Here is a 20,512-nt window from a genome sequence, read left to right as displayed (position 1 = left end):
ATCTCCGGGTACAGGCCTCAGGTGTTCATCGACTCGAAGAACTCGCCATTCGTCTTGGTCTGCTTGAGCTTCGAGATCAGGAACTCGATCGCATCCGTCGTACCCATCGGGTTCAGGATGCGCCGCAGCACGAAGGTCTTTTGCAGGTCCTTGGAATCGACCAGCAACTCCTCTTTCCGGGTGCCGGACTTGAGGATGTCCATCGCCGGGAAGACCCGCTTGTCGGCCACCTTGCGATCCAGCACGATCTCGGAGTTGCCGGTGCCCTTGAATTCCTCGAAGATCACCTCGTCCATCCGGCTGCCGGTGTCGATCAGCGCGGTGGCGATGATGGTCAGCGAGCCGCCTTCCTCGATGTTCCGGGCCGCCCCGAAGAAGCGTTTCGGCCGTTGCAACGCATTTGCGTCGACGCCACCGGTGAGGACCTTGCCCGAGGACGGCACGACGGTGTTGTAGGCCCTACCAAGTCTTGTGATAGAATCGAGAAGAATCACAACATCTCGCTTATGCTCGACCAAGCGCTTGGCCTTTTCGATCACCATCTCGGCGACAGCGACGTGGCGCGTTGCAGGTTCGTCGAAGGTCGAGGAGATCACCTCGCCCTTCACGCTCCGCTGCATGTCGGTCACCTCTTCGGGCCGCTCGTCGATCAGCAGCACGATCAGATAGGTCTCGGGATGATTGGTCTCGATGGAATTGGCGATGTTCTGCAGCAGGACCGTCTTGCCGGTCCTGGGCGGCGCGACGATCAGCGCGCGCTGGCCCTTGCCGATCGGCGCCACGAGGTCGATGATCCGGGCCGAACGGTCCTTGATCGTCGGATCCTCGATTTCCATCTTCAGCCGCTCGTCGGGGTAAAGCGGCGTGAGGTTATCGAAGTTGATCTTGTGGCGCGCCTTCTCGGGATCCTCGAAATTGATCCGGGTAACCTTGGTGATCGCAAAATACCGCTCATTCTCGCGCGGCGCGACCATCACCCCTTCGACCGTATCACCGGTGCGCAGGCTGTGCATCCGGATCATGTCGGGTGAGACGTAGATGTCGTCGGGACCCGGCAGGTAGTTCGCCTCGGGCGAGCGCAGGAACCCGAAACCGTCCTGCAATACCTCTAGCACCCCCTCGCCGGAGATCTCCCACCCCTCCTCGGCCCTCTCCTTGAGGATCGAGAACATCATGTCGCCCTTGCGCATGGTCGAGGCGTTCTCGATCTCGAGCTCCTCGGCCATGGCGAGAAGATCCTTGGGGCTCTTGGCCTTGAGATCGGCGAGATTCAGGCTGTCTTGGATCATTGGATGCATTCGCAGAGAGGGCGCCATGCGGCGCGGCTGTCGGTGCAGGGAAATCGCAGCGCCGGACGGCGGGCGTTCGCCTCGCTCTTAGGCGCAGCGCCGACGCGAGTCAATCACCCAGAGCAAGGTCGTTCAGAACTTGAGCACCACCGCGAAGACGATCACCAGCATCAGGATCGTCGGCAGTTCGTTCATCATCCGGTAGGTCTTGCCGCCGCGGGTGTTCACGTCGGCCAGAAACTCCTTGCGGCGCGCGCCCAGCCACATGTGGAACCAGGTCATCCCGATCACCGCGGCGCCCTTGGCATAGGGCCAGATCTGCGTCCAGTCGACATTCGCAGCCGGCGTGAACACCAGCATCAGACCGAACACCCAGACCAGGATGATCGAAGGATTCATGATGTAGCGGTAGAGCTTCATCTCCATGACCTTGAAGATCTCGCTCGTCTCGCCACCCGCGGGTGCCCGTTCGGCGTGATAGACGAAGATCCGCGGCAGGTAGAAGATTCCCGACATCCAGGTCAGCACCACAATGATGTGAAGCGACTTCGTCCAGAAGTACCAGTCGTTCAGAAACCCCCGCACGATGTCGATCATTCCGTCTTCCTCGTCGTCCCGGTGCTGTCGTGCCTCCTTCTAGAGGAAAATATAAAGAGAAGAAAAGATGATGTTTTTGTAGGGGCTGTGTGCTGTGGGGATTATCGCGCTGTCCCCGGAAATGCCCACAGGAACCGATCTGTTGAAAACTGTGTTGGTATCCGTGGAACACGGATTCATGGAAAGAAAACCTTTTGTTAACCAGATGGTTACATCTTGGCTTCGGCCATGTCCTCTGTGGATGTCTGGGGACGACTCGGCGCCTACCGATTCCCCCACACCCGGCCGATGCGACGATCCACCGTGGATGGAACCGGGCGTTGTCTTGACTTTTTCCCGCCCGACCGGCACCCCGAGGGTCAGGTACCGGTTTTGCTCACTTCCTTGCGAAAATCGTGCCTACGCTTGTCCACAGGGTTGTTCCCCATGTCCCAACGCGTGATCCTGGCCTCGGCTTCGCCGATCCGGCGGCAACTGCTCGAACAGGCCGGTCTGGTCTTCGAGGTGATGCCTGCCGCCGTGGATGAAGCGGCGATCCGCGACGCGCTTGAGGCCGAGGATGCTGCGCCCGGCGACATCGCCGAGACGCTGGCCGCCTTCAAGGCCGAGCGCGCGGCCGGACGGGTGCCGGAGGCCCTGGTGATCGGATGCGACCAGGTGCTGGCGCATCGCGGGCGCGTGCTGTCGAAGCCGGGATCGATCGACGAGGCGCGCGCGCAGTTGAAGGCGCTGCGCGGTGGTCCGCACGAGTTGTTGTCTGCGGTGGTGATCTATGACGATCTGCAACCGCTGTGGCGTCACGTCGGGCGTGTCACCCTTCACATGCGGCCGTTCTCTGATGCCTATCTCGACGACTATCTTGCAAGGAACTGGGATCACGTGCGCGACTGCGTCGGCGCCTACAAGCTCGAGGAAGAGGGCGTGCGGCTGTTCTCGCGCATCGAAGGGGACTATTTCGATGTGCTGGGGCTGCCGCTGCTGCCGCTTCTGACCTTCCTGACCACGCGCGGGGCGTTGATGGCATGATTGAAAAGATTCCGCTGGCCGGGGTGATCGGATCGCCGGTTGCCCATTCGAAATCGCCCAGGCTGCACCGCCACTGGCTGGAGCGGTACGGCATCGCCGGGTACTACATCCCGATGGATGTGGCGCAGGCCGACCTGAAAGAGGTTCTTGCCGCCTTGCCCAAAATGGGATTCGTCGGCGTGAACGTGACGATTCCCCACAAGGAGACGATCCTGGGTCTGGCCGATCTGGTGTCGGACCGGGCCGCGCTGATCGGGGCGGCAAACACGCTGATCTTCCGTGCAGATGGCAAGGTTCATGCCGACAATACCGACGGGATCGGCTTCATCGAGAACCTGCGCCATGGCGCGCCTGGCTGGGAGCCGACCGCAGGGCCTGCGGCGATCCTCGGCGCAGGGGGCGCCGCGCGCGCGGTGATCGCCGCGCTGTCCGAGCAGGGCGTGCGAGAGATCCGCGTCAGCAACCGAACCCGCTCGCGTGCCGAGGCGCTCAGAGCCGAGTTCGGTCCCAAGATCGTCGTCTATGACTGGGTGCAGGCCGCCAATATGGTCGAGGGTGCGGCGACGGTCGTGAACACGACATCGCTGGGGATGGTCGGCAAGTCCGAGTTCCGCGTGCCGCTGGATGCGCTCAGCCCGGGCACCGTGGTGTCCGATCTGGTCTACACGCCGCTGGAAACCACATTCCTGCGCGAGGCGCGGGCGCGGGGCTGTGTCGCCGTCGACGGGCTGGGCATGTTGCTGCACCAGGCGGCACCGGGGTTCGAACGCTGGTTCGGTCGCAGGCCCGAGGTGGACGAGGCCGCCCGCGCGGTGGTTCTGGCGGGATGAGCGCGCGGCCCTTTCTTCTGGGTCTGACCGGATCCATCGGGATGGGGAAATCGACCACGGCGGGCTTTTTCCGCGCGCTTGGCGTGCCGGTCTGGGATGCCGATGCAGCCGTTCACCGTCTTTATGCGCAGGGCGGCGCGGCGGTCGGGCCGATCGCCGCGCTTTGCCCCGCCGCGGTCAGGCAGGACGCGGTGGATCGGGCGGCGCTGAAGGACTGGATCGCGCAGGACGAGACGGCACTGGCGCTGATCGAGGCCGTCGTTCATCCGCTGGTGGCAGCGGATCGCGCCCGTTTTGTCGAGGGGCATCGGGACTCGTCGCTCGTTCTGCTCGACATCCCCTTGCTGTTCGAGACCGGCGCCGAGGCATGGCTGGACGCGGTGCTGGTCGTCACCGCCCCGCCCGAGGTTCAGCGCGCGCGCGTGCTTTCCCGCCCTGGCATGACCGAGGCACAGTTCGAGGCGATCCTGGACCGACAGATGCCCGATGCCGACAAGCGCGCCCGCGCCGATCACGTCATCGAGACGCAGACTCTTGAACAGACCCGCGCCGAGGTGCAAGCCTTGGTCCAACAGCTGAGGCACGCCCATGCGTGAGATCGTACTGGACACCGAAACCACCGGGTTCGAGCCCTCCGAGGGCCACCGGATCGTCGAGATCGGCGCGGTCGAGCTGTGGAACCACCTGCCCACCGGCCGGACCTTTCACGAATACATCAACCCCGAGCGCTCGATGCCGCAGGGGGCGTTCGAGGTGCATGGGCTTGGCGACGATTTCCTGCGCGACAAGCCTGTTTTCAGGCTGATCGGGAAAAAGTTCCTGGATTTCGTCGGAGACGCCAAGCTTGTGATCCACAACGCGGCCTTCGACATGAAGTTCCTCAATGCCGAGCTTGGCTGGCTTGGGCTGCCCCTTCTGCCCTGGGACCAGGCCATCGACACCCTCGCCATGGCGCGGCAGAAATTTCCCGGCTCGCCGGCCACGCTTGATGCGCTGTGTCGCAGGTTCGGTGTCGACAATTCCGCGCGCGAGAAACATGGCGCGCTGCTCGATTCCGAGATCCTGGCCGAGGTCTACCTGGAACTGATCGGCGGCAGGCAACCGGACCTGGTTCTTGCGGTTCGGCCTGGACAGACAACGGCAACCGGCGACGGCGCGGACAACGCGTGGCGCGCGCGGCCGCGCGGCGAACCCTTGCCGCCGCGCGTGTCCGCCGACGAGGCCGCGGCGCACGCGGCCTTCGTCGAGAAGCTTGGCGAAGACGCGATCTGGAAGCGCTTCGCCTGAGAGGTCAGGCGGTTCCGCCGTTGACCGGCGCCTGTTGCTGGACCTCTTGCGCGCGCCGCGCGATTTCCTGGCGGTAGAGCGCCACGAAATCCACCGGGTCGAGGTTCAGCGGAGGGAAGCCGCCGTCCCGGGTCATGTCCGACACGATACGGCGCACGAAGGGGAACAGGATCCGCGGACATTCGATCAGCAGGAACGGGTGCAGCTGCTCTTCGGGCACGTTCTCGATGTGAAAGATGCCGCCGTATTCGAGTTCCAGAAGGAACAGCGCCGCGCCGTCGCCCTTGTTCTTCGAATTGATCGTGAACTTGCAGATGATCTCGTACTGGTGATCGGTCGGCCGCTTGCGCGCATCCAGCGCCACCTGGACCGAAATGTCCGGGGCTACCTCTCCCTGTGCGCCCTTGCGCACCAGAATGTTCTCGAAGGACAGGTCCCGGATGTACTGGCCGAGGATCTGCATCTTCACCTGGGGCGGTTGCTGCGCGTCAGCGCCGTTGCCCTCGGTCTCGCTCATGGCGTGCTCCTGCCGAATGTTGTGTCCGCGTGTGGATTAGCAGCTTGGGCGGCCCTGCTCAATGCTGCGTCCAGCCCGAGGGCCGGTCCGGATCGCGCCGGTCGGGCGCGATCTCCTGGAATTCGCCGTCGATCACGTCGCCCGAGGGCTGTGGACGGGATCGCGGCGGTTCGCCGAAGGTCATGGTCTGAACGACGATGCGCCGCGACAGCCAGCGATAGGCCGCGGCGCGGACCGGCGGCATCAGCAGGGCAAAGCCGACCGTATCGGTAAAGAAACCGGGTGTCAGCAACAGCGCGCCTGCGAACAGGATCATCGCGCCATGCGCCAGCGGCTCTGCCGGATCGCGCAATTCCCGGAACGAGGTCCGCAGTTGAGACAGCGCCAGCGCGCCCTGCTGGCGGATCAGCCAGGTTCCGATCACGGCCGTCAGGATCACGATGCCCAGCGTCGGCCACAAACCGATCAGGCCGCCCACCTGGATGAAAAGCGCGATCTCGATCAGCGGCACCGACAGCAGGATCAGGAAAAGCCACATCCGCAAAACCTCTTTGTGCTGGGCAGGGCAGGTAGACTTGACCCCAGACGTGACTTACATATGTCCGGTAACGTCTCGATACAAACGGTCCCGCGTGCTGCGAGGTTCTCATGGGCTCTGCCATCATACAACTTCTGGTTCTCGCGGGGATTGCGGTGTTCCTCGTCCTGCGCTTGCGTTCTGTCCTGGGAACGCGCGAAGGGTTCGAGAAACCGCCGCTTTCGATGCCTGATCCCGCATCGCGCCGGGCGGACGTCCGCCGCGACTTCGAGGTGATCGAGGGCGGGGTCGACACCGACATCACCGATCACGTCCCCGATGGCAGCCCGGCGGCCAAGGCGCTGGGCGCGATGAAGATGGCCGAGCCCGGGTTTTCGGTCGGAGAGTTCCTGCATGGCGCCCGCGGCGCCTACGAGATGATCCTGATGGCCTTCGAGAGAGGCCACATTGACGAGGTTCGCGCCTTCCTCGCCCCGGAGGTCTATGACAGCTTTGCCGAAGTGGTCGAACTACGCGAGGATCAGGGGCTTTCGGTCGAGGCCAATTTTGTCGGCGTGCGCGAGTTGTCTCTGAAGGACGCAACCTTCGACCGCGACACCGGCGAGGCCGAACTGACCGTCAAGTTCGTCGGCGAACTGACCTCGGTGGTGCGCAACAAGGCCGGCGACGTGATCGAGGGCAGCCCCAACGAGATCAAACGCCAGCGTGACGTCTGGACCTTTGCCCGGCGCATGGGGGTCGACGACCCCAACTGGCAGCTCGTCGCCACGGGCGAATGATCCGTGGGCTTGGCGCCGCGATCTGCCTTGCCCTCGCGATGAGCGCCGGGCCGGCGCGGCCCGACGCGACGATCGACATACTGAAGTTTTCGGACCTCAAGGGGTGGGGCGGCGACGACCACGCGGCGGCCTTGGCGGTGTTTCGCAATACCTGCCCCGACCTGCCGGACCCGGCCTGGGCGTCGCTTTGCGCCCTGGCCGAGTCGCAGACGGATGCCCGCCGCTTTTTCGAGCTGTTCTTCCGGCCGGTGCTGATCGGCGGCGGCGCGCCCGCGCTGTTCACCGGCTATTTCGAGCCCGAGCTTCGTGGCGCACGCAAGCCCGACGCGCTGTTCCGCCATCCCATCTACCGCAAGCCGCCCGAGCTTGTCGCGGGGCAGCCTTGGTATTCCCGCCGCGAAATCCACGAGACCGGCGTGCTGCGCGGCCGCGGGCTCGAAATCGCCTGGCTAGACGATCCCGTTGACTTGTTCTTCCTGCAGGTGCAGGGGTCAGGGCGTATACGGTTGACCGACGGATCGGCGATCCGGGTGGGTTATGGCGGAAAGAACGGGCATGACTACCGGTCGATCGGGCAGGAACTCGTACGGCGCGGAATCTACACGCCGCATCAGGTCTCGGCTCAGGTGATCCGTGCCTGGGTCAAGCGGAACCCCGAGGAGGGGCGAGATCTGCTGTTGCACAACCCCTCTTTCGTCTTCTTCCGCGAACTGGGGAATGTGCCGTCCGACAAGGGGCCGCTGGGGGCGATGAACCGCTCGGTCACGCCGATGCGAACCATCGCCGTCGACCCGGACTACGTGCCGCTGGGCGCCCCGGTCTGGATCGAGAAGGGCGGGCGGACGCCGCTGCACCGGCTGATGGTGGCGCAGGACACGGGGTCCGCGATCAAGGGGGCGCAGCGGGCGGATATCTTCTATGGCACCGGTGCTGCGGCGGGTGACCAGGCGGGCCGGATCCGCGATCGTGGCCGGATGGTCGTCCTGCTGCCGATCGAGACCGCGCTTGCGATGCTGCCGGAGGGTTGACCTTTTGCCGCGCCGCCGCCCCGGTCATCTGAGCCGCGAGGACCGTGCTCTCTGGGAGCAGGTCGCCCGACGCACGCGGCCCTTGTCCGGCCGGCCGGCGGGGACCGGGCCGGACCCCGCGTCCGACGCTGCCCCGCAGACGCCGCCGCGCGCGAGCGACCCCATCGCCCCGTTCAGCATCGGATCCCGCGCCGGGCAGAGCCGCACCACCGCCGGGATCGCCATCGAAGCCGCGGACGGTGCACCGATCCGGATGGATCGAAAGGCTTTCGCCCGGCTCAGGGGGGGCAAGCTGTCGCCCGAGGCACGGATCGACCTGCATGGCATGACCTTGGCGCAGGCGCATCCGGCACTGAACGGATTCATCCTGCGGGCACAGGCCGAGGGCCGGCGGCTTGTCCTTGTCATCACCGGCAAGGGGCTGGGGCCCGATGGCGATGGCCCGATCCCCGAACGGCGCGGTGTGCTGAAGCGGCAGGTTCCCCATTGGCTGCACCAGCCACCGCTTTCCGCGGCCGTGCTGCAGGTCGCCGAGGCCCATCGCCGCCACGGCGGAGAGGGTGCCTTTTATGTTTACCTTCGCCGCGCGCGGTAGGGCCGGCGTCTTCCTGCGCTATTGCGCCGCCAGGGCCGTCAGCGGCGAAAGAATCACCGCGGTGGCGTTCTGCACGGTGATGGCCGTGCCTGGCAGCAGACCCGGCCGACCCGGCGCACCGGTGTTCAACGACCGCTGAAGATTGTCCACGTTCCTGAGCAGGCGGATCAGGTCGGGCGAGCTTCCGGCGGTGAAATGTCCGAGGCCACGCGAGAACCCGGTCACGTCCAGAACCGTGATCTTGAGATCGGCAACCTCCTCGACGCTTTCGATATTGCCCAGCCGGTCGCGCTGACCGGACAGCCGCGCCGACAACAGCAGCGCCCGGTCGCGCTGCGAGGTGAAGACAACGACGCTTTCCGGCATGTGCCCGATATCGTGCACCTGCGCGCGGAACACGTCCACGTCGATATCCGGTGACAGCAGGACCAGGCCGTCGACCTCGCGCCCGACACGGCCCGGCGTGGCAAGTGCCATCTGGCGCAAGGTTTCCATGGTCAGCAATGCGCCCATCGAATGGGCCAGGATCAACAGTTCGTCGGGATTTGACGCGATCACCGCATCGAGGAACCGGTCGAAGCCGGTGCGGGCGAACAGCGAGCTGTCGCGATCATGCGCATAGCCCAGGGGGCTGGCAGCACTGGGCCAGGAATAGTGCAGTGTCACACCTTCGATCCCGAAATCGTGGGCAAGTTGCGCGGATCGGTAAAGGCCCTCGGCAAAGTTCGTGTTGAAACCATGAACGAAGACGATCGCCGCGCGCCTGCCGCGGGGCCGGGTGGCCAGCTCGCGCGCGAGCGCCGCGGTGAAATCCGGCGCGCGTTCGAAAGACCGGGCCGATGTGGTGACGAAATCGCGTGCCGGATCCGGCAGGCTGCGGGGATAGGCGATTTCCCCCGGGCCGCGGTCAGGCGGGACCGCCACCACGTATTCGCCGAAGCTGAGAGTCTCGGTCCGGGTATTCGAGAACCGCGCGCCGGGTTCGGGCTCGCGCGTCGTTCCCACGAAGATCGTGTGCTCGACTGCATCGGGGCCAGCGGTCGGCACCATATTCAACACGCCCCGCGGCGCGCAGCCCACCAGCGTGCAAAGGCAGACTAGGAACACGATCTGTCGGAGCACGCGCAGCCCCCGCCGGCAACCCTAGAGGATATAGCGGGTCACGTCGGCGGACCGCGTCAGTTCCCCAAGGTTCTTCTCGACGAAATCGGCGTTCACTTCAACCGCCTCGCCGCCGCGGTCGGGCGCGGTAAAGCTGAGTTCCTCGAAAACCCGCTCCATCACCGTGTAAAGCCGCCGCGCGCCGATATTCTCGATGCTCTCGTTGACCTCGGCGGCGATCCGGGCCAGCGCGGCGATGCCGTCCTCGGTGAAGGTGACATTGACCTTCTCGGTTTCCATCAGCGCCGCGTATTGCCGGGTCAGCGCGTTGTCGGTCTCGGTCAGGATGCGGACGAAATCCGCCTCGGTCAGGGCGCGCAGTTCCACGCGGATTGGCAGGCGGCCCTGTAATTCGGGCAGCAGGTCCGAGGGTTTGGCGATGTGGAACGCGCCCGAGGCGATGAACAGGATGTGGTCGGTCTTCACCGGGCCGTATTTCGTTGAGACGGTCGTGCCCTCGATCAGCGGCAGCAGGTCGCGTTGCACGCCCTCGCGGCTGACATCGGCGCCGCGCGCGTCGCTGCGGGCGCAGACCTTGTCGATCTCGTCGAGAAAGACGATGCCGTTTTCCTGCACGGCCTCAAGCGCGGTGCGCGTCACCGTTTCGTCGTCCAGAAGCTTGTCGGCCTCTTCCGAGATCAGGATCTCGTAGCTGTCGCGTACGGTCATCTTGCGCTTGACGCGCCGTCCGCCGAACGCCTTGCCGAAGAGATCGCCCAGCGACATCATGCCGGCGCCCTGCCCCGGCGGCATGCCCGGGATCTCCATCATCGGCAGCGGGTTCGAGGTGTCGGCCAGTTCCAGCTCGATAATGGTCTGGTCAAGCTCGCCGCGCTTGAGCTTGCCGCGGAACATCTCGCGCGTCTGCTCGCGGGCTTCGGTTCCGGCGATGGCGGCGATCACCCGGTCCTCGGCGGCCTGGTGCGCGGCGGCCTTGACCTCTTCGCGCATGTAGTCGCGGGTCTGGGCGATGGCTGTGTCCACAAGATCGCGCACGATCTGTTCCACGTCGCGCCCGACATAGCCGACCTCGGTGAACTTGGTCGCCTCGACCTTGATGAAGGGCGCCCGGGCCAGACGTGCGAGTCGCCGTGAAATCTCGGTCTTGCCGACGCCGGTGGGGCCGATCATCAGGATGTTCTTGGGATAGACCTCTTCGCGCAGGTCGTCGCCCAACTGCTTACGCCGCCAGCGGTTGCGCAGGGCAACGGCGACAGCGCGCTTGGCGTCCTTCTGGCCGATGATGAAGCGATCCAGTTCCGAGACGATCTCGCGGGGGGTCAGGTCGGTCATTTCGAAATCGTCTCCACCGTCAGGTTGCCGTTCGTGTAGACGCAGATATCGGCCGCGATCGCCATCGCCTTGCGGGCGACCTCTTCGGCCGAAAGCTCGGTGTTCTCGATCAGCCCGCGGGCGGCGGCGAGCGCATAGTTGCCCCCCGACCCGATGGCGGCCACGTCATGTTCGGGCGCCAGCACGTCACCCGCCCCGGTGATGACGTACAGCTCGGCGCCGTCGCTGACGATCAGCATGGCTTCCAGCTTTTGCAGGTACTTGTCGGTGCGCCAGTCCTTGGCCAGTTCCACCGCCGCGCGCTGCAACTGGCCCGGCGTCGCTTCCAGCTTGGTTTCCAGCCGTTCCAGCAGGGTAAAGGCATCCGCGGTGGACCCGGCAAAGCCCGCCACGACGTCATAGCCGCCGGGGGACAGCCTGCGCACCTTGCGCGCGGTGCCCTTGATGACCGTCTGGCCCAGGCTGACCTGCCCGTCGCCCGCGATCACCACCTGCCCGCCGCGCTTGACGCCAATGATGGTCGTGCCGTGCCAGCCGGGAAACTCGTCTCGTGCCATGGCGCCCTCCGTGCCTTGCGCTTCGGCGCATATATGCGCCCGATGCTGCCCCACAAGGCGCGCAACAGAAAGGGGCGCCGCAGCGCCCCTTTGTCTCATCCCGCCGCGGTGTCGTTCAGACCGACTCTTCGATCCAGCCCTTGAGCGAGGCCTTGGGCGCGGCGCCGACCTTGTTCGAGACCACTTGCCCGTCCTTGAACAGGAACAGCGCGGGGATGCCGCGCACGCCCATCTGGGCCGGGGTGTTCGGGTTGTCGTCGACATTGACCTTGACGATCTTGACCTTGCCCTCGAACTCTTCCGCCAGTTCCTCCAACGCGGGGCCGATCTGCTTGCAGGGCCCGCACCATTCGGCCCAGAAATCCACCACGACGGGAATGTCGGAATTGCGTACCTCTGCGTCGAAGGTATCGTCGGTGACAGCATGGGTCGGCATCGGGTCTCTCCTTGGAACCTGCGATCGTTGCCGGACAGTAAGAAGCGGGTGCTGGGCCGTCAAGGCAGCCCCACGCGGGCAAGCGCCGCTTCGCGCAAGGGGGCGGGGATGTCCATCAGCCGGCCGGTGCGCGTCCACAGGATCGCGGTCCTGATCGTTTTCCCCTGATAAATCGCCGTCAGGGCATGTGCATAGGCGCCCATCTGGCGCAGCAGGCCTTCGGGCACGTCCTCGGGCCGGCCGGGTACCAGCGCGTTGGTCTTGAAATCGACCGCGCAAACGTGATCGGGCGCAATGATCAGCCGGTCGATCGTTCCGCGCAGCGGGCGGCCCTCCAGATCAACGCCGAACCCGGCCTCGGCCAGCGTCTCGGGCGCAAAGACATGGGCAAGCTGCGGATCGGCCAGAAGTCTTTCGACCTCGATGCAAAGCTGGTCGATGTCCGCGGCGGGGGCTGGCGGAACTGTGCGCAACAGAAGCGCCCTTGCCAGCGCCGCGCGGTCCTCCGGGGCGGCGCCGGGCAGGTGTTCCAGCAGCAGGTGCATCCACGTGCCGCGCGCCTTGGCGATCTCGGCCTCATGCCCGTCGGATTCGCCCGGCAGCACCTTTGCCCCGCCCAGATCCGACGGGGACAGCGGCTGCGGCGGACGCGCAGGGCGGGCGGCCTCGCGCCGGGCCCAGCCCGGCAAGGGCGGGTCCGCGGGCTCGGACGGAACGGGCTCCGCTTCCGGCATGCCGCTCCAGTCGCCGAGTTCGTGGCGCAACCCCTGGCCAAAGCCGAAACCGTGCGGAACGGCACCGATCCGGCCCATCCCGGCGGCGATCCGGCTGTACCAGTCGCTGCCATCGGCCGCGAGACTGCCAGCCGCCGCGACGATCAGCCATTGTTCGGCCCGGGTCATCGCGACGTAAAGCAGGCGCGCGCGCTCCTCCTCCTCGCGCCGTGCCCGCGCCTCGTGCGCCTCGGCCAATGCCGGCGGCCGGTCCTCGGCGGGTGTCTTCCAGACCGGTCCACCATCGGGCATCGGGTAAAGATGATCGCGGATGCGCACCGGGCGGGCCGCCGTGTCGGGCAGGATCACGATGGGGGCCTCCAGCCCCTTGGCGCCATGCACCGTCATCACCCGCAGCCGGTTGCCGCCCGCGTCGAGCTGGCGCTTGATCTCGACCTCGTCGCTTTCCAGCCAGCCGAGGAAACCGGTGAGCGATGGCACCTCCATCCGCTCGTAGGCCAGCGCCTGGGAAAGCAGCGCGTCGATCCCGTCCTCGGCCTCGTCGCCCAGACGGGCAACAAGGCGGCGGCGGCCGTCATGGCGCGTGAGGATGCGTTCCAGCAGGTCGTAGGGCCGCAGGAAATCCGCCTCGTCGCGCAGGGCCGCAAGCGTGGCTTTGGTCTCTGCTTCGGCCCAATCCGCGTTGCGCAGCGCTTCCCACAGATAGGCGCGGCCGCGATGGGCCGCCAGCCGGTAGAGCGCCGCCTCGTCCCATCCGAACAGCGGAGAGCGCAGCGCGCAGGCCAGCGACAGGTCATCCTCCGGCAGCGCAAGAAAGGACAACAGCGCAGTCAGATCCCGTACCGCCAGTTCGCCCCCGATCTTGAGCCGGTCCGCACCAGCGACCTCCAGCCCCTGCGCCTTGCAGGCCCGGATGATCTCGTGGAACAGGTCCGACCGGCGCTGCACCAGGATCAGGACATCGCCCTCGCGCACCTGGCGGCGGGTGAACGTTCCGTCGCGCTGCTTGACGGCGATGCTGTCGCCATCGTCGATCATCGCCCGGATCGATGCCGCCACGCGCCGGGCCAGCCGGACGGAATGGTGATCTTCCGGCAAGGTATCGACCGGGTCGGCCCAGTGGCCGGTGTCGGGCGCCTCGCTGTCCTCGACCACCGGCCACAGGTCGACACGCCCCGGCAGGTCGGTGTGAAACGCACGGTGCTGCATCTCGGTCTGCGGGCCGCCCTCGCGCAAGACCAGATCGACCAGCCCGAGGATCGCGGGGGATGACCGGAAGGAATGTTCAAGCGGCAGGGTCAACAGCGGCTTGCCGATCCCCCGCAGCCGGTCGTCGAACACCTCTTTCATCCGGTCGAACCCACCGGGGTCGGCCCCCTGGAAGGAATAGATCGACTGCTTCTTGTCGCCGACGACGAAGATTGTCCGCTCCACCCCGTGGCGCGCCCCTTCGCCCGCGGTGAACTCCTGGGCAAGCCGCTCGATCACCTCCCATTGCGCCGGGCTGGTGTCCTGGGCCTCGTCCACCAGGATGTGGTCCAGTCCGCCATCCAGACGGAACAACACCCATTGGGCGACGCCCGGATCGGTCAGCAGCGCACGGGCCTTCAGGATCAGGTCGTCAAAATCGAGCCAGCCATGGGCCTGCTTGCGCTGGGCATAACGCGGCAGGAACACGGCTGCGAACCGGTGCAGCGCCAGCGTGCGTTCCGCCGCCGCCAGCCCGAGGCGCAGCGCCCGCCCGGCCTCGACCCGCCCCATCAGCGCGTTCACCCCATGCAGCGCCGGGCCCAGCGCGGCTTGCGTCGCCTTGGTCGGAAAAGACCCGGTCTTGGCCGAAAACGGCTGCTTGGCCGAGGCGCCGGTCAGCAGCACGTTCTCCAGATCTGCCAGCAGGCCCAGGCCTGGCCGGCTCAGGTCAAGTCGGCCCAGCCGGTCCCCTGCCTTCTGGTCCATCACGCTGCCCGCGCGCAGGGCAGGCAGAAGCGTCGCGAAAAGACCGGCCTCGGCGCCAGTGAGAACGCTGCCAACGACCCCCGCCTCGTCCACACCCGGCGGCAGACCGAACCGCCGCCAGATCCGGGCGGCATCCGGGCGGTCGGGGAAGTGGTCCCGGTGTCCGGCGATCTCGGCGGTCAGCCCGTCCAGATCGTTCTCGGTGTGGAACAGGGCCAGCCCGGCGAATTCCCCGGCATCCGGCCCATCGGCGATCTCGTCGAGGATCTCGGCGCGCAGCCGCCGTGCGGCGCGGTCGTCCATCTCGGTGAACTGCGGCGATACCCCTGCCTCGAGCGGAAAACGCCGCAACAGCGAGGCACAGAACGAGTGGATCGTCTGGATCTTGAGCCCGCCCGGCGTTTCGATCGCGCGCGCGAACAGCCGCCGGGCCTCGCGCAGCAGCGGCGCCTCGATCGGGCCGTCGACCCCCAGTTGGTGCAGCGCGGCGCGCAGGTCGGCATCGCCCAGCATCGCCCAGCCGCCCAGCCGGTCGAAAAGCCGGTTCTGCATCTCGCTGGCTGCGGCCTTGGTGTAGGTCAGGCACAGGATCCGCTGCGGCGGCACCCGGTTCAGCAATAGGCGCGCCACGCGGTCGGTCAGCACCCGTGTCTTGCCCGAGCCGGCATTGGCCGACAGCCAGGTGGAGTTTGCCGGGTCCGCCGCCTGCACCTGCCGCTCGGTCGCGTCGTCGCGCCTCATCGGCCGACCTCCTGCGGCTCGGGCCTGGCTGTTTCGTCCCACTCGCCATGGCGCGACAACAGGTCATAGTCGGTTCTGTCCGTCCGCTTCTGCACCCGGCTGCGTGCGGTGTATCCCTGTTCGTCCTGCCCGTAACGGGCAATGAGCTGGCCAAGCTCTTCCCAGGTCCGGTTCACCAGCCCGTCGGCCAGCGGGTTCGCCACGGTCTTCGGCGGATTGCCCAGGCCAAGATAGGCGACGTGATCCACGGGGGCGGCCGTGATCCGTTCGAACCCGCCCCGCTCGGCGATGCAGGCCTCCAGCAGCAACTGCTTGTCGAACACCTCCATGGATTTCACGCTGGGCGGTGTGCCGGTCTTGTAGTCATAGAGCACCAGGCGCCCGTCCGGACGCAGGTCGATCCGGTCAGCCTCGGCGGTCAGCCGGAAGCCGCAATCCAGCGTGACCTCCCCGCGCCGCTCGCACGCGATGCAGTGCGCCTCGGCCTGCCGCGCACGTTCATCCTGCAAGAACGGGTCCGCGATGCGCTGAAGCCGCGCGCGCCACAATGTTCGTGCGGCCGGCCATGGCGCCTCGTCGGCCAGAACCTCGTCGGCCAGCGACAGCAGCCGCGCCTTTGCACGCGCCGGGTCGGAATCGAGCGGCGCCTCAAGGAACCGCTCCATCACCTTGTGCAGCACCGTTCCGCGCAACGGCGCATCCGCCCGGTGAAGCAGCGGATCGAGTTGTTTCAGATGCAGGATGTAGCGAGCGTAGACCGCATAAGGATCGCGGACCAGCCGTTCGATCGCGGTCACCGACAGTTGCCTTGGCCGGTCATCGACCGGCGGTCGGGGCGACGGGCGCGGGGCCGGCAGCGTGCCGGCCTCGGGCCGGTCCAGCGCGACCGCAAGGCGCAGCCAGTTCCCGCCCCGCGACCGCATCGCCTTCAATGCCTCGGGGCCATCATTGGTCTCGAGCCCGCCCAGCAGGTTGGTCAGCCGGTTCAGCCAGCGTGCCGGAACCGTCTGGGCCTCGGCGTCACGGACGGCGCGGCTAAGCACCACCTCGGTCGCGCCAATCGCCTGCTGGAAGTCATGTGCGGAGAGGCCGATCCGGCGCTCGGGCAGCAACAGGCCGAGATCCGCCCGCATCTGCCGGTTGAGCCAGGGGTCGGGCGGCGGCGTTTCGGGCCACGATCCTTCGTTGAGCCCGGCAAGGATCACCCGTTCGGCACCCTGCACCCGGGCTTCGAGCGTGCCCCAGATCATGATGCCGGGATGGGGCTCGACCGCGCTGCGCACCTCGTGCTCGCGCAGGATCGCATCGAACAGCGCGGCGTAGTCGGCCGGGGACATGGGACCCCCCGCGTCGGCCTCGGCACGCAGGTTGGCGCAAGCGGCCAGTGCGGCCTCGCCTGCTGCCTCTGCCCAAAGCCCGCCACTGGCCGCGCCCGCCGGCCCCCCGGCAAGGGTTTCGGCCAGCGCGAGGTGCCGCTCGACATGGGTTGTTAAAGGCTCTGTTCCGGCCTGATCAAGGCCATCCATGGCACTTGCCAGCCATCTTGCCCAGCCGAGGCGACCATCCTCGCGCCCTGTCCCGGCCCAGGCCAGAAATGCCGAGCCATCCGGAAAGGCCGGGCCGTTGCGCCGGAGTTCCAGTTCCAGTTCGCGTGTCCACAACAGGTGATGTGCGCGCTGTCCGGTCCCCGACGCCGTCAGCGGATGCTTCAACAGCGCCAGCAGGCTGGCGACCGTCAGGCGCTGCCCGAACAGCCCCGCCACCTGCCGCAGGAACCGGCCCGGCGGCGACAGCGGCAGCGGCAGCCCCCCGCTGTCGTCGGGCAGGATCCCCCAGCGGTCGAGCGCGGCGGTGACCTGCCGGGTCAGTGTCCGGTCAGGGGTGATCAGCGCGGCGGTCCGGCCCGTCTCGGCCGCCTCGCGCAGGCAAAGCGCGATGGCCAGCGCCTCGGCCCGCGGCGAGGGCGCCTCGATCAGGGTCAGTTCGGCCGTTGCCGCGCCAAGGTTTTCGAGGTTTGGCCCCTCATCCATCCACTGGTCGGTCACCGGCGCGGGCCGCAGCGCCAGCGAGACCAGACGGTTCCGCGCCGGCCCTGGCGGCCGGGAATCTTCACACCAGGGCCGCACCGCGCCGGGTTCGGCCCCAAGTCTGTCGAACAGGCGGCGAAAGCGGAATTGCGGGTGATCCTCGGCAGCGAGCACATCGTCCAGACTTGCCCAGGTTGCGGCGGGCATGTCGAAATCGAAGCCCGGCAGAACGACCGCGCCCCGAGGCAGCCGCGCGACCGCGGCCATGAACAGCGCGGTCGCCCCGCGCGAGCCGGTACTGCCCGCGACGATCACCGGATGGTCGGGCGGATCGGTGCGCCATCGTTCCGCCAATCGCTCGGCTGCCAGACGCTGCCGCGCGCCGTCGCTTCCGCGCGCGGTCAATTCGGGACCGAGATAATCCCTGACCAGACCGAGAAACCGCCGGGCGCGCGCCCAGTGCTCGGACAGAGTACCCATGTCGAGATCATCCAGCGCCTGCGGGGCGACGCCTTCTGCGAGCATCTCGTCCATCAGGGTCGCAAGGCTGTCCGCAAGATCGTAGATCGCGCTTCGGGGCGCGAGGTCGGGCTCTCTTTCAAGCAGCAGTCCGACCAGCCGCGCCAGTTCCAGCCGGCGCCGCAGCGGCGAAGGCGGCGGCGGCAGGTCGGCCAGCACGGGATGCCCGGAAAGTTCGGCCACCAGCCGGATACGCGGCCACAGCCGCGGCGGCCCGGCCTGAAGCAGATCCTGCATCCGGCGCCGCATGCGCTGGGTGTTGACCCAGATCTCGACCCGCGCCCAGTCCTCTGGCGGGGTGCCGTCCAGACGCCGTTCAAGACCGGCAAGGAATTCCGCGGGGAAATCCGCCCCGGGCGGCAAGCCGAACAGGCGGGGCGTTGCGGTGTCAGACATCGCCCGCCGCCTCTGCCAGCATCGCCTCTGCCTCGGCGATGCCGCCCGGATGGCCCACATCGCACCAGCCGCCGGCATGCAGGGCGCCGAACAGCCGGCCCGCGGCGATCGCCCGGTCCCAGGCGCGGTTCAGTGAGAAAGCCGCCTCGTCAATGTCGTCCAGCAGGCGGGTCTTGACGATCTGCGCGCCGGTATAGACCGCCGTCCCGCCGCGGCTGAGGCAACCACCGGTGCCGATCGCGAAATCGCCCGTTCCGGAATGGCCTCGTGCCACGCCTGAATCGATCAGCAGCAACAGCGCATCCATCCGGTCCGGCGCCCAGGCCGCGGCCAGCCGGGTCAGCGGGTTCGGCCCGGTCCAGACGGCGTCGCTGTTCAGGGTGAAGACCGTGTCCGCTTCCAGCAGCGGCAGTGCCCGCTTCAGCCCGCCGCCGGTGTCGAGGATCGCACCGGCCTCGTGCGAGATCGTTATGCCGTCGCGGCCGGCCAGATGCGCCTGGACCTGTCCGGCAAGGTAGTGGGTGTTGACCACCGTGCGCGTCACCCCCGCCGCCTCGGCCAGCACCAGCGCATGGTCGATCAGGGCGCGGCCCCCGACCCGTATCAGCGGCTTGGGACGGTCCGCGGTCAGCCGCCCCATGCGGGTGCCGAACCCGGCCGCGAACAGCATCAGCGCGTCGGGCATCGGCGGGCAATCCTGTCCAGAAGCGAGGGGTCGGGTGGCGGCAGCAGGCCGAGGACGCGCGCCCGCAATGCGCCAAGGTCGGGATGGGCGAGATCGCGCATCAGATGCCCCCAGACCCGCGGCAGCATCCGCAGATACCCGGGCTTGCCATCGCGCAGGCAAAGCCGGGCGAACACCCCGATGATGCGCAGGTTGCGCTGCGCGCCGAGCAGCGCATAGGCCCGGGCAAAGGTGTCCGGCTCGACCCCTGCCGCGGCAATGTAGCGGGCGCGCATCCGGGCCTGGAGGTCGTCGCCGACATCGCGCCGCGCATCCTCGAGCAGTGAGACGAGATCATAGGCGGGATGGCCGACAAGCGCGTCCTGGAAATCAAGCAGGCCCACCCGGGCGACGCCCCGCCGATCCGGCAGCCAGATCAGGTTCTCGGCATGGAAATCGCGCAGGATCAGTACCGAGGGTGGTGCGTGCCGGGTCAGAGCCGTCTCTAACTCGGCCCGAAACGCCTCGACGGCACCCTTTGGCGCATCGCCGTCCGCACCCGGCAGGTACCACTCGAAAGGCAGGCAGGCGAGCCGAGCCATCGTGGCGGCGTCATAGCGGCCAAGCCCGTCGGGGGGCGGCGCGCGGTGCAGGTCGGCCAGCAGATCGACCGCGGCTGCATAAAGCGTCTCCTCTTGCCCGGGATCGCGGGCCGCCACCCGTGCGAAAAGATCGTCGCCCAGATCTTCGAGCAGCAATAGCCCGGCCTGACGGTCTTCGGCCAGGATCGCAGGGGCTGACAGCCCGAGACCGGACAGGTGCCGCGCGATCGCCAGGAACGGGCCCACGTCCTCGCCCCGCTCGGCAGGCGCATCCATCAACACCGCGGTCCGTCCATCCCGCGTCACCCGTTCGTAGCGGCGGTTCGACGCGTCACCGGCCAGCGGTCGGCGCTCGGCCCCGCACCACCCGGCCTGCGACAGGAACGCCGCGATGATCCCGGCGCGCTCAGGCATCGGCCTGTGCCGCATCAAGCGCGCGCGCCAGCCGCCTGGCCCAGGCGGGATCGGAAAAGGACAGCACCGCCTTGCGGGATTCGTCGGCCGGGCCGGGCGCAAGGGTCAGCGTCAGCGCACCGCCGGGCGCCAGATCCCCCAGCCGGTCGGGCCATTCCACCAGGCAAAGTGCGGACGCGAAGGCTTCGTCCAGGCCCAGCTCCACCAACTCGTCGGGATGACACAGCCGGTAGAGATCGGCGTGCCAGATTTCGACCGGCCCGGCGTCGTAGACCTGCACCAGCGTGAAGGTGGGCGAGGGAACGTCCTCGGGCGGCAGGCCTGCGCGGGCACGCAGCGCTCCGATCAGCGCCCGGGCAAAGGCCGTCTTGCCCGCGCCGATCGGACCTTGCAGCAGGATCGTGTCGCCCCCCCCCAGTATCGCGGCAAGCCGTGCCGCAAGGGCGCGCGTATCCGCTTCGGAGGCCAGTGTCAGGTGGATCGGGGCAAGGGCGGGCAGGCTGGACATGGGCGCAGTTTTACGCCC

At 67.3% G+C, this 20,512-nt stretch carries 20 protein-coding genes; 7 read left to right on the top strand and 13 right to left on the bottom strand.

Annotated elements, in window-relative coordinates:
• Window positions 1–17: 17 nt before the first annotated feature.
• Together rho and EV655_RS03200 are read right to left on the bottom strand one after the other, a co-directional pair.
• Window positions 18–1,289 (bottom strand): transcription termination factor Rho, encoded by a 1,272-nt coding sequence (rho, locus tag EV655_RS03205; protein WP_132541730.1) that lies wholly within the window; start codon window positions 1,287–1,289, stop codon window positions 18–20.
• Window positions 1,290–1,421: 132 nt separating this feature from the next.
• Complete coding sequence (locus EV655_RS03200) at window positions 1,422–1,886, bottom strand: CopD family protein (RefSeq protein WP_132541727.1); 465 nt, start codon at window positions 1,884–1,886, stop codon at window positions 1,422–1,424.
• A 426-nt stretch (window positions 1,887–2,312) separates the two neighbouring features.
• Between EV655_RS03200 and EV655_RS03195 the strand changes: the two genes are divergently transcribed.
• Genes EV655_RS03195 through dnaQ form a run of 4 tightly spaced genes read left to right on the top strand, consistent with a single transcriptional unit; the run spans window position 2,313 to window position 5,029 of the window.
• Window positions 2,313–2,912 carry a Maf family protein gene (locus EV655_RS03195; protein ID WP_132541724.1) on the top strand — a complete coding sequence of 200 codons (600 nt, stop codon included), beginning with the start codon at window positions 2,313–2,315 and terminating at the stop codon, window positions 2,910–2,912.
• Window positions 2,909–3,742, top strand: coding sequence for a shikimate dehydrogenase (locus tag EV655_RS03190; RefSeq protein ID WP_132541721.1), 834 nt, complete (start codon window positions 2,909–2,911; stop codon window positions 3,740–3,742). Before EV655_RS03195 ends, EV655_RS03190 begins: the two co-directional genes overlap by 4 nt.
• The gene (coaE, locus tag EV655_RS03185) at window positions 3,739–4,338 is read left to right on the top strand and encodes a dephospho-CoA kinase (RefSeq protein WP_132541718.1); all 600 of its coding nucleotides are present in this window, start codon (window positions 3,739–3,741) and stop codon (window positions 4,336–4,338) included. The genes EV655_RS03190 and coaE overlap by 4 nt, the downstream gene beginning before the upstream one ends.
• A complete protein-coding gene (gene dnaQ / locus EV655_RS03180) occupies window positions 4,331–5,029 on the top strand; it encodes a DNA polymerase III subunit epsilon (RefSeq protein WP_132541715.1) in 699 nt (232 codons plus the stop codon). The genes coaE and dnaQ overlap by 8 nt, the downstream gene beginning before the upstream one ends.
• A gap of 4 nt (window positions 5,030–5,033) precedes the next feature.
• On the opposite strand, the gene secB is transcribed toward dnaQ, so the two are convergent.
• Window positions 5,034–5,546 (bottom strand): protein-export chaperone SecB, encoded by a 513-nt coding sequence (gene secB, locus EV655_RS03175; RefSeq protein WP_132541712.1) that lies wholly within the window; start codon window positions 5,544–5,546, stop codon window positions 5,034–5,036.
• A 58-nt stretch (window positions 5,547–5,604) separates the two neighbouring features.
• Window positions 5,605–6,084, bottom strand: coding sequence for an FxsA family protein (locus EV655_RS03170; protein WP_132541709.1), 480 nt, complete (start codon window positions 6,082–6,084; stop codon window positions 5,605–5,607).
• A 110-nt stretch (window positions 6,085–6,194) separates the two neighbouring features.
• Between EV655_RS03170 and EV655_RS03165 the strand changes: the two genes are divergently transcribed.
• The 3 genes from EV655_RS03165 to EV655_RS19080 all read left to right on the top strand — a co-directional run bounded on the left by EV655_RS03165 (window position 6,195) and on the right by EV655_RS19080 (window position 8,486).
• The gene (locus EV655_RS03165) at window positions 6,195–6,863 is read left to right on the top strand and encodes a Tim44/TimA family putative adaptor protein (RefSeq protein WP_132541706.1); all 669 of its coding nucleotides are present in this window, start codon (window positions 6,195–6,197) and stop codon (window positions 6,861–6,863) included.
• Entirely contained in the window at window positions 6,860–7,891 is a 1,032-nt protein-coding gene (mltA, locus tag EV655_RS03160; RefSeq protein ID WP_132541703.1) for a murein transglycosylase A, read from the top strand. The genes EV655_RS03165 and mltA overlap by 4 nt, the downstream gene beginning before the upstream one ends.
• A 253-nt stretch (window positions 7,892–8,144) precedes the next feature.
• Window positions 8,145–8,486 carry a Smr/MutS family protein gene (locus EV655_RS19080; protein WP_341540294.1) on the top strand — a complete coding sequence of 114 codons (342 nt, stop codon included), beginning with the start codon at window positions 8,145–8,147 and terminating at the stop codon, window positions 8,484–8,486.
• Window positions 8,487–8,504: 18 nt separating this feature from the next.
• On the opposite strand, the gene EV655_RS03150 is transcribed toward EV655_RS19080, so the two are convergent.
• The 9 genes from EV655_RS03150 to tsaE form a co-directional block, all read right to left on the bottom strand.
• Window positions 8,505–9,608 (bottom strand): alpha/beta hydrolase, encoded by a 1,104-nt coding sequence (locus EV655_RS03150; RefSeq protein ID WP_132541697.1) that lies wholly within the window; start codon window positions 9,606–9,608, stop codon window positions 8,505–8,507.
• 21 nt (window positions 9,609–9,629) lie between these two features.
• Window positions 9,630–10,940 carry an ATP-dependent protease ATPase subunit HslU gene (gene hslU, locus EV655_RS03145; RefSeq protein WP_132541694.1) on the bottom strand — a complete coding sequence of 437 codons (1,311 nt, stop codon included), beginning with the start codon at window positions 10,938–10,940 and terminating at the stop codon, window positions 9,630–9,632.
• Window positions 10,937–11,497, bottom strand: a complete 561-nt coding sequence (gene hslV, locus EV655_RS03140) for an ATP-dependent protease subunit HslV (protein WP_132541691.1) — start codon at window positions 11,495–11,497, stop codon at window positions 10,937–10,939. The genes hslU and hslV overlap by 4 nt, the downstream gene beginning before the upstream one ends.
• A gap of 115 nt (window positions 11,498–11,612) precedes the next feature.
• Entirely contained in the window at window positions 11,613–11,933 is a 321-nt protein-coding gene (gene trxA, locus EV655_RS03135) for a thioredoxin (RefSeq protein WP_132541689.1), read from the bottom strand.
• Window positions 11,934–11,992: 59 nt separating this feature from the next.
• Complete coding sequence (gene addA / locus EV655_RS03130) at window positions 11,993–15,364, bottom strand: double-strand break repair helicase AddA (RefSeq protein WP_132541686.1); 3,372 nt, start codon at window positions 15,362–15,364, stop codon at window positions 11,993–11,995.
• Window positions 15,361–18,306 carry a double-strand break repair protein AddB gene (gene addB / locus EV655_RS03125; protein WP_132541683.1) on the bottom strand — a complete coding sequence of 982 codons (2,946 nt, stop codon included), beginning with the start codon at window positions 18,304–18,306 and terminating at the stop codon, window positions 15,361–15,363. The genes addA and addB overlap by 4 nt, the downstream gene beginning before the upstream one ends.
• Window positions 18,299–18,991 (bottom strand): nucleotidyltransferase family protein, encoded by a 693-nt coding sequence (locus EV655_RS03120; protein ID WP_132541680.1) that lies wholly within the window; start codon window positions 18,989–18,991, stop codon window positions 18,299–18,301. Before EV655_RS03120 ends, addB begins: the two co-directional genes overlap by 8 nt.
• Window positions 18,976–19,986: an aminoglycoside phosphotransferase family protein gene (locus tag EV655_RS03115; protein ID WP_132541677.1), complete on the bottom strand. Its 1,011-nt coding sequence runs from the start codon at window positions 19,984–19,986 to the stop codon at window positions 18,976–18,978. The genes EV655_RS03120 and EV655_RS03115 overlap by 16 nt, the downstream gene beginning before the upstream one ends.
• A complete protein-coding gene (tsaE, locus tag EV655_RS03110; RefSeq protein WP_132541674.1) occupies window positions 19,979–20,494 on the bottom strand; it encodes a tRNA (adenosine(37)-N6)-threonylcarbamoyltransferase complex ATPase subunit type 1 TsaE in 516 nt (171 codons plus the stop codon). Before tsaE ends, EV655_RS03115 begins: the two co-directional genes overlap by 8 nt.
• Window positions 20,495–20,512: the final 18 nt, after the last annotated feature.

The organism is Rhodovulum euryhalinum, from assembly GCF_004342445.1.
GTDB classification, from domain to species: domain Bacteria; phylum Pseudomonadota; class Alphaproteobacteria; order Rhodobacterales; family Rhodobacteraceae; genus Rhodovulum; species Rhodovulum euryhalinum.
Note: the sequence above shows the minus strand (reverse complement) of the source record. Positions and strands in the feature narration are given on the sequence as shown.